Annotated in this window: 8 protein-coding genes; 1 reads left to right on the forward strand and 7 read right to left on the reverse strand. The window is 32.6% G+C overall.

Going from position 1 to position 15,128, the window contains the following annotated elements:
• Positions 1–12 precede the first annotated feature (12 nt).
• The 5 genes from R9X47_RS06855 to R9X47_RS06875 form a co-directional block, all read right to left on the reverse strand.
• The gene (locus R9X47_RS06855; protein ID WP_432666002.1) at positions 13–2,508 is read right to left on the reverse strand and encodes a M28 family peptidase; all 2,496 of its coding nucleotides are present in this window, start codon (positions 2,506–2,508) and stop codon (positions 13–15) included.
• A 34-nt stretch (positions 2,509–2,542) separates the two neighbouring features.
• Positions 2,543–3,322: an ATP-binding cassette domain-containing protein gene (locus R9X47_RS06860; RefSeq protein ID WP_432666003.1), complete on the reverse strand. Its 780-nt coding sequence runs from the start codon at positions 3,320–3,322 to the stop codon at positions 2,543–2,545.
• 16 nt (positions 3,323–3,338) lie between these two features.
• Positions 3,339–4,295, reverse strand: a complete 957-nt coding sequence (locus R9X47_RS06865) for an ABC transporter ATP-binding protein (RefSeq protein WP_432666004.1) — start codon at positions 4,293–4,295, stop codon at positions 3,339–3,341.
• A gap of 74 nt (positions 4,296–4,369) precedes the next feature.
• Positions 4,370–6,670 carry an ABC transporter permease subunit gene (locus tag R9X47_RS06870; protein WP_432666005.1) on the reverse strand — a complete coding sequence of 767 codons (2,301 nt, stop codon included), beginning with the start codon at positions 6,668–6,670 and terminating at the stop codon, positions 4,370–4,372.
• Positions 6,667–9,171, reverse strand: coding sequence for a M28 family peptidase (locus tag R9X47_RS06875; protein WP_432666006.1), 2,505 nt, complete (start codon positions 9,169–9,171; stop codon positions 6,667–6,669). Before R9X47_RS06875 ends, R9X47_RS06870 begins: the two co-directional genes overlap by 4 nt.
• Positions 9,172–9,551: 380 nt before the next feature.
• On the opposite strand from R9X47_RS06875, the gene R9X47_RS06880 reads away from it, so the two are divergent.
• Positions 9,552–10,892, forward strand: a complete 1,341-nt coding sequence (locus R9X47_RS06880) for a helix-turn-helix domain-containing protein (protein WP_432666007.1) — start codon at positions 9,552–9,554, stop codon at positions 10,890–10,892.
• A gap of 186 nt (positions 10,893–11,078) precedes the next feature.
• On the opposite strand, the gene R9X47_RS06885 is transcribed toward R9X47_RS06880, so the two are convergent.
• Together R9X47_RS06885 and R9X47_RS06890 are read right to left on the reverse strand one after the other, a co-directional pair.
• On the reverse strand, positions 11,079–12,476 hold the full coding sequence (locus R9X47_RS06885; protein WP_432666008.1) for an oxaloacetate decarboxylase subunit alpha: 1,398 nt from the start codon (positions 12,474–12,476) through the stop codon (positions 11,079–11,081).
• A 300-nt stretch (positions 12,477–12,776) separates the two neighbouring features.
• Positions 12,777–14,861, reverse strand: coding sequence for a methyl-accepting chemotaxis protein (locus R9X47_RS06890; protein WP_432666009.1), 2,085 nt, complete (start codon positions 14,859–14,861; stop codon positions 12,777–12,779).
• Positions 14,862–15,128: the final 267 nt, after the last annotated feature.

The following is a 15,128-nucleotide window of genomic DNA, read 5'->3' on the forward strand; positions in this document are numbered from 1 at the left end:
AAATTAAGTTTCTTAATTAGTCCTATTTTTAAAAGGATTAATTACTTTTGCAATCAACTTAGATAAAACAACAAATAATATGTATATCAATCCTAAAACTAGTGAAAAACCTATAAAACTTGTTACATCATGTTCCTCATAGAATCTATAAAGATTAAAAACAATTCCCTTATAATTAAATAAATATTCCACTACAATTAAGTTTGAAATTATTATAGTAATCAAAGTTGGAATTGAATCAACAATCTTAAGTACTACAGCAACTACAATATGTTTAGTAAACACCTGAAGTCTTGATAGTCCCTTACATCTAGCTGCCACCACATACCCTTTCTTTATTTCCTCTTGTACAACAATAAATGTGATTCTAGATATATATACCATTGGAATTATAGATAAGGTTAATAAGGGTATAATAAATCCTCTGAGGCTCTTTAAATCAACAAGTTGCTTCAAAACATCATTTTTAGAAATATAACTAATCAATAACATTCCACATAGAACTATGAAAACATCTGGTAATGAAAAAGTCATTAAGGTTGCTAGAGTTCTAAACTCTCCTTTTCTTCCACCTCTATAGCTATCAAACATCCCCTTTAACACACCAAAACATAAGGAAATAATTATTGTAATGCCTATAAGTTTCATACTTCTCCCCATAGACTTAAATACTATTTCAAAAATTTCAACATGATTTTCCGTTGTGCCTAGTCCATTTAACATTAAATTTCTTATATATAAGACACTTTTTTTCAGACTTAGATACATCGACAGATTGCTATATGCCTCACCATTATGAAATACAATGTTAAAGTTTTGAGGCAGATTTGCTGTGAAAAGTAATGAAAAAATTATTATAAGTGCCGGAGTTATAAAGTAGTAACATTTTAGTAGTACGTTGAATAGTGACGAATAATAAATATCTTCGGCTTTAGTATTAAAGACTTTCCTATGTGGATTCACCTTGTTTAGGGATACAATAATGTAGATAAATATTGTTCCAATTATAAATAAAACCAGTATTACTAGTTCCACATTATTTAGATAATCCACAGATGTATCTCTAAAAACATCTCTCTTTATATAGTTTGTAAGAATAACGCCCACACTTTCTAGTTTTTCTTTCCCTATATTATCAATTTTATCATCATATGTATGTATGGAAGAATAACCATCTTCTAATTGAATAGTTGGCACCTTTGCCTTTGCAAACCAGTAGTGATCACTATTTGGACTCACATGCATTGCTTCCGTATCAATTTCCAAATCATCAGCATACTGGTACATTTTACTTCCAATTATCTTTCCAACAGTCTCATTATACTCAATGTTAACTTTACTAGCATTAACAGTTCCAATACAATCAAGATTTATCACTTGTGATTTTTCTAAAGGATATATTGGATTTTCAACATAATACTTTGAGCCTACCAATCCATTTTCCTCACCATTCCATAGTGCAAACACAATTGTTCTATAGGGTAGATTATTCTGATTTTTTATAACCCTTGCAAGCTCAAGTATCATCCCCACTCCTGAAGCATTATCCAAGGCTCCAGGAAAGTATTTTTCATCGGTTCCACTTCCAGCATGGTCGATATGAGCACCTATTATTAAATATCCTCCATCCTTTTTCTTTCCATCTATCTTCCCAATAATATTCGCTGATTTTACAACGGGAAATTCTAAATCACATTTTAGTTTTACTCCTCTTATTATTCCAGCTCCCTTAGGAGGCTTCTTCGTCCCACTATCTCCAAGCCTTTCATATTCTTCTTCCAGCAATCTAGGGTCAGAGAGTTTTTTTAACTTAAAGTAAGCATCCCTCCCTAGTGCTCCAAAAAACATGCCTTTCCCCTTTTTAGCATCGGATGAAACAGATTTTATTCTATAATCATTACCGGCTACACTTTGGAATGTACCTAACCGGTTAAACAATAGACCTCTACCACCATTTTCAAGTACATATTGTACGTCCTTTTCTCTAATTCCAGTGGATGCCATAACAACTATTTTATCTTTAATTATCTCTGGGTCAGTTTTAGATAGATATTTATCTACTAATAATATGTCTCCTTCAAATCTTATTCCTCCACCAACACTATAAGTAAACGCTCTATAATCTTCATAGATTTTTAGTTCTTCCAGTATATTTCCTTTTGTATCTTCTATAGTGAAAACTGGTTGTGTATCAATTTGCGGAACCAAACAGTCAAAGTATTGATAGTATGTCCCATTTTCACCGGCCGGTTCTATACCTAATTTTTCGAAATGATCTTCAACATACTTAAGTGCCAACGAATTACCTTCTGTACCTGTTAATCTTCCATTATACTTAGATGTTGCTAGCTCATTTATGTGATCGTAGGCATTATCAGCATTAAAAATGGTCTCATCAAAGGAGTTTGTATATGAGTTAATACAATAGAATATAATTAGAACAAAAATTAAAATAGGTAATACAAGATAAATAGGTTTAAGTTTTTTTGAGTCCGATGAACCTCCCATGATATGCCCCCTCTTCTTTTATGTAAGAATACTTTTATATCATAGAGTCTATCAACTTCCTTGTATATTCATGCTGAGGCAGATTTATAATATCATTTGTTTCACCAATCTCAACAATTTTACCCCTATACATAACTGCAATTCTGTCGCAAATATATTTTATAACCTTTAAGTCATGGGAGATAAATAAATAGGTTAAGTTTAATTCCTCTTTTAAACTTAAAAGCAAATTTAGTATTTGCCCCTGGACTGATACATCTAAAGCAGATACGGGTTCATCACAAACTATAAATTTCGGTCTTGTAGCTATTGCCCGTGCAATCCCCACACGCTGTCTTTGCCCACCGCTTAGCTGATGAGGAAATTTATCTTTATCGCCGGCTGACAATCCAACCATTTCTAACAGTCTAGTAACTTCCTGATCCTGTTCAGGTCCAGAAACTACGTTATGAATTTTTATAGGTTCTAGAACCAACTCACCAATAGTCATTTTGGGATCTAGTGTTCCATGGGTATGTTGAAAAATAATTTGAATATCTTTTCTTAGTGCTCGCATTTTTCTCTCTTCTATATCGGTAATATCAGTATTGTTAAAGAAAATTCTTCCATTATCACTATTCAAAAGTCTTAGAATCAGGTTACCCGTGGTTGTTTTACCACTGCCGCTCTCACCAATCAAACCTAATATCTCACCTTTTTTTAATTCAAAGGTAATATCATCCACAGCCTTTATAATTGTTTTGGGAGAAAAGACACTCTTCTTAATTATAAAATGCTTTGAAAGGTTCTCAATTCTTAGTAAACTAGCACTCATATTTTCACCCTCTTATTTATATATTAATGCACCTTACCTTTCTGTTTTGATATTCCATTACTTCTGGAATAGATTTTTTACACTTGTCAGATCTATTTTTACATCTCTCATAAAATGGACACTCATCCTTAAACTCTATAGGACTAGGAGGTCTTCCTTCTAAAGCAAACAGTACATCCTGGTTTTCATCGAGGGAATTTACGCATCTTAGCAAATCTCTTGTATAGGGATGCATTGGCGTCTTCAATATATCCTCCATATTCCCTTGTTCCATAACTAATCCACCATACATGATCGTAATCTTATGACATAGAAATTTTGCCACATCAAAATCGTGGGTTATAAATATTATTGATGTTCCATACTTCTCATTTATATCCTTAAACAACTTTAATACTTTTTTTCTAAGTGAAGCATCAATAGAGCTGGTAGGTTCATCTGCGATTAATAGCTCGGGTCCACATATTACGCCTATTGCGATCATTATCCTTTGACATTGTCCTCCACTTAATTGAAAGGGATACATATTGTAGATAAGTGACGGATCATCTAATCCAACATCCTCCATTAGTTCCAATATCATTTTCTTAGAAGATTTTAATCCATGTACCTTTAATGCTTCTTCAATTTGTTTACCCACTCTTCTATAGGGGTTAAGAGATTCCGATGGGTTCTGAAAAATATAGGATATATTTCTCCCACGTATCTTTCTTAATTCCTTTTCGCTAAGCCTTAATAAATCTTTTCCTTTAAAGTATATTTCACCTGAATCGATTTTACCTTCTTCCTTATCAATTAATCCAATAATGGAGTTTGACGAAACGGTTTTACCGCTTCCTGATTCGCCTAATATTCCCATTATCTCTCCTTTGTTTACTTCAAGGTCGAATCCTCTAACCACTTGCAAGTAATCCTTTTTATTCTTAAAGGATATCTTTAAATTCTCTACTTTGAGTAACAGCTTATCGTCCATATTGGCTCCCCCATACTGATCCCACATTATTCAAAACTGCATGCACTCTTTCAATTTTTTATGAATAATTCGGGTTAATAATTATTCTCATTTATAGTCTTAATCAAAATTTCCCCTAAATCATCTAGAGTAAATCTCCCCTCTTGCTCTTCTTCTGATGTTCTAATAATAACCGTCGCAATACCATTCTCTATAAACATTATATTGTCTACTAGACTACCCTGTAATTTAGTCTGATAATAGCCCTTTACATCATATTCCTTAATGCCAATATCCTTTGTCTTACACTCCTTCTCAATCTGATGACCTAAACTCCAACCAAAGTACCTAGTTATAGGCGCTTGTGCCGAACTATAGTGCAAGTAATCATATTCATATGAATTTAATTTACTTAGATCTATATATAAAGAGCTCTTTTTAATAGGATATAAAGTATTCTCAGCATAGTCTCTTATACCATCGTATTCATCCTTTATTGTACCATCCCAAAAAGCAAATATAATCGATCTATTTCTATTAAAATCTTTATGTGAAAACCTTCTCATTAACTCAAATGCAAATTGAAGATTCTTTTCTCCAACCTCTTTGTTGACATAGTTATAGCTAAATCCAATTATAATTGCTTCATCTCCAACCTTTGGATCTTCTCCAGGGATTATCCCTAAAATATTTCTTCCTATATTGTTCAATTTCTTACTTTCCATTGAAAATGTCAAACTTATCTCCTTATTGCTTATCAGGAGTTTTCCAAGATCTCTTGGTACTATCGCTATCATTCCCCTATAAATAGAATCTCCTAAGGAATTTGGAAGCTCTTCATCCTCCCGAGCCATGCATATAACTCCTTTAGCACTTGATTTCTCAAGTATGTTTTTCGCAAAATATTTTACCGTATCATCCATGTAAAATCTTTTATCTATAATTACAAATTTATCTGAGAACCTTTCATAGTCCTTTAGATTGAACATATCCTCCCTTGTTGCATCATAAACTCCCCCTTCAAGCTTAAAATCCCCAAAGCTTAACAGTGAATAGTCCTTTCCTAGAGTTAGTTTTCTTTTCTCATCTTGAGATTCGATTTCAAAATTTGAATATATAGGAGTATAAATGTCCTTCGTCTCATATTCCTTAATAAAACCTTTATTATCTAATGGCTTGAGACCCGTTTTCTCCATCTCATCTACAATCTTTAATGCTAATTCCTCAGCCTCATCAGATCCAATCACTACTTGACTCTCTAAATCTGAAATAAAATCATAGTTTGAATTAGCAATGCTGAATTTATACTTCTGCATATTAACACCAATAAAGCTAGCAATCACAAATAAAACTAATACTACTGCAGCTACAACTCTATATCTTACTTTCTTCTTCTCTTCTCCATTTAATGAAGAGAAAGATTTAAGTAATTTAAAATCAAATGAGATCATTCGTCTTAGAGTAGGGATGAACTTTGAGTCTCTTTGTTGCAAACGACTTCTTAATCCTTCACCAAATAGATTAAAACCAAATACGCTTATAAAAAAAGCAACAGCAGGTGAAAAAACATTCCAGGGAGCACTTCTTATTTGATTCCTAGCTGCTCCTAGCATGCTTGCCCACTCCGGTTCAAAGCTAATGTTTTTTGCCAGTATTTTCCCGCCTTGTGTATCTTCAATTATTCTAAGATTTCCAACGAAAACGCCGAATATCCCAAGTTGCATAATCAGAGTCAGTGCTCTTGCCATTTCCATAAAAAACAATACTACAATTTCAGCTGCTAAATGTGGAATAACATTTTCTATTGCTATTTTCATCCTACTTTTACCTATAGCTATTTCTCCCTTGATGAAGGGCTTACCTAAAATCTCCTCTACCCTCTCCATAATAATTAAACCTAACTTTGACCATCCTACAAAGGAAAGAGTAAGAACAAAGGCTACGATGGAGTATTGTTTGTCAAGATTCATAAAGAAGTCTAGTTTAAGTATTATAAGACTTATAAGCAAGGCTGGTATAGCACTAAAAATAATATTAAATTGGTTAATCACACTCTTCGAGACTAAACTGCCAAACCCAGCCGTTATTCCCATTGGTATTGCAATTACAAATCTACCGATCACAATGAGTAATCCTAATGTTATAGTTAACCTTGTACCGTAAATAATTAGACTTAAAGTATCTCTTCCTAATTCATCTGTCCCTAGTATAGCTTCCTTAGATGGAGGGAAGGGTGCAGCGGCAAGTTGAAACTTCCCCCCTTCTTCAGTCCATGCTTTAATCTGTTGTATACCATAGGGATTTACCTTTGTAAAGGCGCCAGGAAATATCATAAGTATAGCAATCAAAATTATTATTATTGCTCCTAAAATTAGTGGTAAATTTAACTTTTTCAATGAACTCCCTCCCTTTTCATAGGATTGATTAATTTTGAAATAAGCTTAAATACAGTGATAAAGATTATGTATATCAATCCCAAGGCTAGTGAGAATCCTATGAAACCAGTCACATCATTTGATTCATAAAATCTATAAAGATTAAACAGTATACCCTTATAATATAATAAATACTCTACCACAATTAAATTTGAAATTATTATAGTAATTAGTGCTGGAACGGAATCTATTGCCTTGAATACGGCACTACCCAATATATGCTTAGAGAAAATTTGAAATTTTGACAAGCCCTTACTTTTTGCCGCCCTTATATATCCTTTTTTAACCTCTTCTTGAATAGCAATAAATGTGATTCTGGATATATAAACTGTAGGTATTATCGAAAGGGTTATGAGGGGTATAATAAATTCCCTAAAGCTTTTAAACCCTAAAAATTGATTCAATACATCATTTCTAGATATATAAATGATTAGCATCATGCCACATAAAACCATAAAGACGTCTGGTACAGAAAATATCATTAAGGTTCCTAAGGTTCTTAAACCTCCTTTTTTTCCAACCCTATAGCTATCAAACATACCCTTTAGCAGCCCTAGCCCTAAGGAAATAGTTATTGTAGTTAATATAAGCTTTAAGCTCCTTTTCATAGAAACAAAAACGATCTTAGAAATCTCTATATGATTTTTTGTTGTTCCTAGGCCATTTAATATTAAACTTCTAATGTATAGAATACTCTTCTTCAAGGTTAAGTACATTGATAGGTTCATATATCTATTCTTGCCGTGAAATACAACGTTAAAATTCGGAGGTAAGTTCGCTATAAAAATTAGAGAAAATAGTATTATAAAGGCCGGTACTATAAAGTAAGAGATTTTTAATATAATATTAAATCCCGATGAATAGTATATATCTTCTATAGTAGTCATACCTAGAACCCTTAAACCGGGATTAGTTCTATTAACTGAAATCACTATATAAATGCCAACAACTAATATTAAAAATACCATTATAATAAATAATTCGATTCCATTTAAGTAATCAGGAATAGTATCTTTGAATATCTCTCTTTTCACATAGGTAACCACGATTCTCCCGATATTCTCTAATTTATCCTTATCCACATTATTCAGTGTATCCAGGTATGTATATGCATTCAAATAGCCATCTGTTATATTCACTGCCGGGACCTTTTCTACAATAAATGGCATATGATTGCCCCAACCGCTTACTTCTGATTCGATAGGATCTATGTTAAGCTCTTCATTATACTTTAGGTCCTCTGAATATTGAAATATCTTGCTTCTTAATATTCTTCCAAGCTCTTCATCCGACTGAAAAATAATTTCTGCATCCTTTTTATTGCCAAGGGAATCTAGATTAATAACCTCTGTTTTTTCCAGAGGATACAAAGGGTTATCTACATAATGCTGGGCACCATCTGCTACATTTTCCCTTGCATTCCATAGCGCAAATATGATTGTTTTATCAGGTAAACTTTTTTGTGCCTTTACTATTCTTGCTAGTTCAAGTACTGTTCCTGTACCGGAAGCATTATTAAGCGCACCAGGAAAATATTTATCACCCATTCCAATACCTACATGATCAATATTAGCTCCTATTATTAAATACTCATCCTTTTTTTTCCCGGTAATCTTTCCAAGAAAATTTGCAGTTTTAACAATAGGATATCCAATATCGCACTTTAGGTCTACGCCTTCTATAATTCCCACACCTTCAGGTATCTTTTCCTTATCATCCAACAGTTCTTTAAAAATCAATTCACGATTTGCCATCTTCTTTATAGTTGAATATGTATGGATTCCTACATAGCCAAATAGCAAACTTCGTCCCTTTTTGATCCCATATTGAATCTTTTTTTGTAAGTTCAAATTTTTATTATCTCTGTCAAATTCAGATATTCTTCTAAATACTATCCCTCTACTACCATGTTCAAGAGCGTACTCAACATCCTTTATTCTAATATCATAGGCTCCCATCACAACTAATTTGTCTTTAAGCAGTTCTACGGGAATATTGTATAGCTGTGTTCCAACGAATAGAATGTCACCTTTGAATCTATCTCCTCCACCGTACCAATAGGTAAAAAATTTATAGTCCCTATACATTTCAAACTCTTCAATGACCTCTCCCTCTTTATTCGATATAGTAAAATGAGGCTTTGAATCAATATCCGGTATCATGGTTTCAAAGTCTTGATAGTATGTACTATTTTCTCCGGCTGGCTCTATTCCCAATTCATTAAAATATCCTTCTACATACTTAAGAGCTAACTCATTACCAGGGCTTCCAACTAATCTTCCTTTGTATTTAGGTGATGACAGTTCTTTTATATGTTCATAAACCTTATCCACGTCGTAAAGTGTATCATCAAAGGTGTTTCTATATGAATTTATTAAATAGAGTGAAATCAATGATAGAATTAAAATAGGAAGTATAAAGTGAACAATATTTAGCTTTTTAGAGTTTGGCGAAAATGACATAATATCTCTCCTTCTCCCTTTACTAAAAACATTTATGTTAGACCTAAGTTACTCATGAACAACCCGAGTTAAATTATACTTTATATTTTCTTTATCTAATAAATATTATATAACAATTGATTGACTTATCCAAATATTAATTTTTTTATACATATTAATAATTTATGCAATTTTCTAAATAAAGCGACTCATTTCACCATATTAGAAGCTATTTTTTTAACATTTTATAGTATAAACTTTATTTCTTTGGTATAATATTATAAAAATAGTTAATTATTTTTTAATTTTATACTATTTTTTTGTTAGAAATCTCAATTCCTTTGGATTTTTATTTATACAAGATAAATCTAAAATTGAAGGCGGTGTTTAATATCAGTAGCGTGGGAAAGAAGATACGTTTCTTAAGAAAAGAACAAAATATGACCCAGGAAGAGCTTGCCGGCGGCCAATTTACCAAAAGCTATATTAGTCTTATAGAACGAGGAAAGATAAACCCATCCATGAAGGCATTAAACTACATAGCTGAAAAGCTTAATAAACCAGTATCTCTACTTCTAGACACAGAAGGTAGTATCATCGACTCAAATAACCTATATAAAATTTCCCATATCATAGAAGAAGGAAAGAATCTAGTCGATAGTTTTGAATTCGATAAGGCTTTAACAGTATTTAATCCTTTAATTGACAACATCAATAATCTTACTAACTATCATAAGGGACTCATATATTACTATTTAGGCTTTATTTACTTTAAAAAAGAAACAAATGAACAGTCCTTAGATTTAATAAAAAAATCTATAGATTCTCTTAAAAACGCTCTTAAAAACTTTGAAGATAATGAACCAAAAGATAATCTAGAGATCTATATTAAGCTAGCTGAAAATCAATATATACTCAATAATAAAAATAAGTGTTTAAAATATTTTATCGAAGCTAAAGAATATGCTGAACAATATAATGTGGACCTTAATAATTATTTCTATATTCTAAGGAATATGACTATTCTATATACTCAAAAAGGAAACTACTCTATAGCAATAGACTATTTAAAAAAGATAATTGAATTATCTAAGAAAGAAAAGATTCTAAACGAAGATGTCCTAGGTTCTTATATTACATTGTCAACATGTTATTTTAGTTTAGAGCAGTATGACGATTCACTAGAAATGTTAAGAAAGGTTCTTCCAGTATATGAAAATCTACTTGAAGATCCAAAACGTCACTCTGGAATCTATTCAAGAATGGCCAAAATATATATTGAAACCGATAATTATGATGTAGCTTTAGAAAGTATCCATAAATCCGTTGAGATTGCCAAAAGAATCAAAGAAGAAAATATGAAAATCTTAACACTACTATACAATAGACTTTTTAAAGCTAAGATACATTATTATAAAGGTAATCTAGAGGAATCACTATATGAAACTTCTACAATAATCAAAGAACTCGAAGCTATAAACCGAATCGATAATGAGTACGTATCTTTAAAGGCCGATGTCTATACTTTAATTGGTGAAATTTATCTAGTTCAAGGAGAATGTCAGAAGTCACTTAGTTATTTTGATAGGACTTTAAAATCGCTTTTAAAGATAAAGGCTGGGTTTAAACTTCCTGTAATTTACAAACTTCTAGGCAAAACTTATATAAAGCTAGGCGAATCAGATAAGGCACAGGAATGCTATGACAAAGCCTTTGAGCTGCTATCAAAGAATAAGATATAGTTTAGGATGTCTCGGAATGGCGAATTTCTGCGTTATTTGAAATGTTCACCGACTTGGCACGTACGTCAGTACTAGCCAAACCGGTGAAATTTCAAAACCTTGAACTTCACTCATTCTGAAACACCCCAGGGCTGGGGGCTGTACTCATAAGAAACTTTTATGAGACAGCCCCTGTCTTTATTTTTTTTAAATAGGGTAAGTATTTTGCTCATCATCTATTAAATCATCGTCAATCTCATATTTACAGGCATCACGATATTTAAAATACTTCATTGCCACTACTGGAAATAAAGCATAGGATAGAACATCTTCTTCCTGCTCAAGGTATTCCTTCATCTCATTTTTAAAATCTTCTAGTTGAGGCGCAATTAAGTCAGCAGGCCTACAGTAAATAACCTCTTCATCACCAATAATTTTATCGATTATCTCCTTTTTTATTGGAACAGTAGATTTGCCATACATGCCCTTCACATAGGATTTCACTTCTTTTGGAACCATCTTATATCTATCACCGGTTATAACATTGAGTACAGCCTGTGTACCAATTATTTGACTCGTTGGTGTTACTAAAGGCGGATAGCCTAAGTCTTCCCTAACCCTTGGTACCTCTCTGAGAACTTCTTCAAACCTATCAATAGCATTTTGCATTTGTAATTGATTAACTAGATTTGACAACATCCCTCCAGGAACTTGATATATAAGTGTATTTATATTTACTCCAAGTACCTTTGGATTTAACAGCCCACTTTCAATATACTTTTGTCTAAGAGGCCTAAAGTGTTCAGCCACTTCATTAAGTCTATTCATATCAAGTTTAGTATCAAACTTAGTTTCTCGTAGGGTTGCCACCATCGGTTCCGTTGGTGGTTGAGAAGTTCCTAATGCAAAGGGAGAGATGGCTGTATCAATTATATCAACTCCAGCTTCAATGCTTTTCAGATAAGTCATACTTGCCAAACCGCTTGTAGCGTGGGAGTGCATTTCTAAGGGAATCTTAACTGCTTTCTTTAGTGCTCTTACTAATTCAAATGCATAATATGGAGTTAAAAGCCCTGACATGTCCTTTATGCATATAGAGTCTGCCCCCATATTTTCCATTTCTTTTGCTAATTCCACATAAGTTTGTGTAGTGTGAATTGGACTTATGGTATAGGATATCGCTGCCTGTGCATGGGCCCCTTCTTTCTTAGTAGTTTCTAATGCTGTCCTAAGGTTCCTTACATCATTAAGGGCATCAAATATCCTTATAATATCTATACCATTAGAAACAGACTTTTTAACGAATTCTTCTACAACATCATCGGCATAGTGCTTATATCCAAGTATGTTTTGTCCCCTCAAAAGCATCTGAAGTTTAGTCTTCTTAATCTCTTTTCTTATAATTCTTAACCGATTCCATGGATCTTCATTTAAAAACCTTAAGCAGGCATCAAAGGTTGCTCCACCCCACATTTCTAAAGCATTATAACCTACCTGATCAAGCTTATGTAAAATTGGCAGCATTTCCTCAGTCTTAAGTCTTGTGGCTATTAATGATTGGTGGCCGTCTCTTAAAACCGTTTCGGTAATCTTAATCCGTTCCATATAGAAGCCTCCTTATTCTTCAAGTTACTGACAATGCAACTCTACTTTTTTTCTACTTTTATACTCCAATTTACTAAGTTCTTATCCAACCTTTTAAACCTAAGCTTTTATCTTCATAGTCTTAAAATCCCTAGAGCTATACCACATTTATTATGCAATTTCCTCTGATACCCAAAATTGAACCATAATAAAGTTTAAATTTCTATCTTTAGCATCACCCATATATATTTCAATTTTTTCTTTCTTACTAGTTATTTATACAGAAAAACTCTGCTTTTTATGCAGAGTCCTCAAAATGGATTATATACTAAACCTGTCTATATTTTCTTTAAGCTCCTTTGAAATTGTGTACAGATTTTCTGAATGGTAGAAAGTTTCTTCTTCAGAAGCCAATTGTTCCTCGGTAGCTGCTGATATTTCCTCTGCGCTCGCTGTTGTTTCTTCTGTCACTGATGATATATTCAGTATTGCTTTTAAAATTTCTTCCTTACTTTCATTCATGTTCTGGGTGTGCTTTGCAACTTTATCTATTTTACACACCAAATTTTCCAACGAATCAGCTGTTAACTTAAATATTTCATCTGTGTTTTCAATAGATAAATTCTGCTGTGCTACTATTCCTTGCATTTTTTCCATAACATCAACAGCGCCGTTGGAGCTTTCTTGGATATTTCTAATCAAATCTTTTATATCTTCGGTGGCTCTTGTTGTCTCCTCTGATAATTTTCTTATTTCATCTGCAACCACTGCAAAACCTTTTCCTGATTCCCCTGCTCTAGCTGCTTCTATACTTGCATTTAGAGCCAGCAGATTTGTCTGATTGGATATATTCTCAATTAAGTTTGTTATAGATTCTGCGTTATTCGCATATTTACTTATACTAGATACTATTTTACTTGTTTCCATTGTTTTTTCTGTATTATCAATAATTTTTTCATTCAGTACTTCGATAATTTCAGTTCCTTTTTCACTTAAATGACTGGTCTCCTTTGAGATATTATATACATCATCTATCAGTTCATAATTTTTGCTAATTTTTAATCCTAGATCATTAGCCATTTCTGATATAAATTCGATATCTCTAGATTGGTCATTGCAGCTGACTGTGACCTCTTCTACAGCCCGTGCTATCTCTTCCGTGGCCATAGATGACTGTTTTGATAGGTCAAGCAATGTTTTAGAGGCTTTTGCCACCTTTGTTGAAGAATCAATCACTTTCTTTATAAGTATGGAAATATCCATTTGCATTGTATTTATGGCCCTAACTAGACTCGATATCTCATCTTTCCCCTTTAACAATTTTTTAGGCACTTGTCCTTTAAAATCTCCTTTTGCAATCTGTTTTAGATGATTTGATGCTAAAACAATTGGTTTAACTAGTTTCCTAGAAAATATCCAGGTTAATATTATGCCTATTAAAATGAATATCCCTGTTACAAATTGAATGATATTTCTAATTTCTTTAGAACTAGATATAAACTCTCTTTCTGGAATCATTGCAACAAGTTTCCATCCCGTTTTAGACGAAGTATATACGTTTGCAACAAAGTCTTTGCCACCTATCTGTGTATTATAGTAACTTGAATTTCTCTCTATAATCTTGTTAGAATCTTGTAACCCAATTTCATCAATACTTTTAAAATTATTCTCTGGATTACTAGGGTCTGCTAGAACTACACCTTGTTCATCAACCAGCATTATATAACCCGTATCTCCAATCCTAATCTCATTCAAAATTTTCGTTATCCCATCTAAGCTAGTATCAACACTTAAGACTCCGACAATCTCACCTTTTTTATCTTCAACAGCCTTAACAGTACTGATTATTATATTTCCGGTAACTATATCTGGATAAGGTTCGGTTCTTACTGCTTTTCCTTTGTTTTCAACACCCTTTTTGTACCAAGGTCGTTTTCTAGGGTCATAATTCTTGTTTATAGGTCCTTCCGGATTAGAAATATGTCCTCCAAAGGCTGTTCCCATATATACAAATGGAGCCTGCGGGTGACTATCCTTGTAGTTTGATAAGACATTAAAAATTTCTTGTTCAATTCCACCGTTTTGCGATGGAGTCATAATCAAGTCCTTTTCGTCGGTCTTATCTACATACGAAGTCACTGTATCATCTACGCTTCTGACTATGGGATTCGAAGCTAATGCGTTTACATTTTTCTCAATTTCTTCAAAAAGGATATTCAGCCCATTGTCTATTTGTACTATCTCATTCTTTGACGCCGTAATATAGTTTTGCTTTATTTTATCCTTTATCTTAGTATTAACGATTAGTCCTATTGGTATGGTCGTCGCAAGAAGAACAACCAAGAATAATAGAATCAATTTGGTTTTCATGGAACTAAATGAAATACTGTTTTCTTTCAAAATCAAAATTATCAGCTCCTTATTCTTTTTTATATTGTTTTATACTAATTTAATTTCCTGATTTTTATTGGTAATTTTTTCATCAAATCACATCATCATTTATTATATTATCAATATCATTATCCATATTTGAGTCGCTTTAAAGCCAACCTACTCATTTTTGATTAGCTTGATTTATTTATTCTACATAAACCTATGAATTCCTTCTTTATTTTTTTAATTTCTTAAATATTTTTTTCGTAGTAGTTCCTTTTCCTGTTCAAAGAGAACAAA

Source organism: Wukongibacter baidiensis (assembly GCF_050888315.1).
GTDB classification, from domain to species: Bacteria; Bacillota; Clostridia; order Peptostreptococcales; family Caminicellaceae; genus Wukongibacter; species Wukongibacter baidiensis.

Bases quoted from the DNA above. Each gene is read 5' to 3' on its own strand.
- R9X47_RS06855 (WP_432666002.1), bottom strand. From the start codon at position 2,508: ATGGGAGGTTCATCGGACTCAAAAAAACTTAAACCTATTTATCTTGTA.
- R9X47_RS06860 (WP_432666003.1), bottom strand. From the start codon at position 3,322: ATGAGTGCTAGTTTACTAAGAATTGAGAACCTTTCAAAGCATTTTATA.
- R9X47_RS06865 (WP_432666004.1), bottom strand. From the start codon at position 4,295: ATGGACGATAAGCTGTTACTCAAAGTAGAGAATTTAAAGATATCCTTT.
- R9X47_RS06875 (WP_432666006.1), bottom strand. From the start codon at position 9,171: ATGTCATTTTCGCCAAACTCTAAAAAGCTAAATATTGTTCACTTTATA.
- R9X47_RS06885 (WP_432666008.1), bottom strand. From the start codon at position 12,476: ATGGAACGGATTAAGATTACCGAAACGGTTTTAAGAGACGGCCACCAA.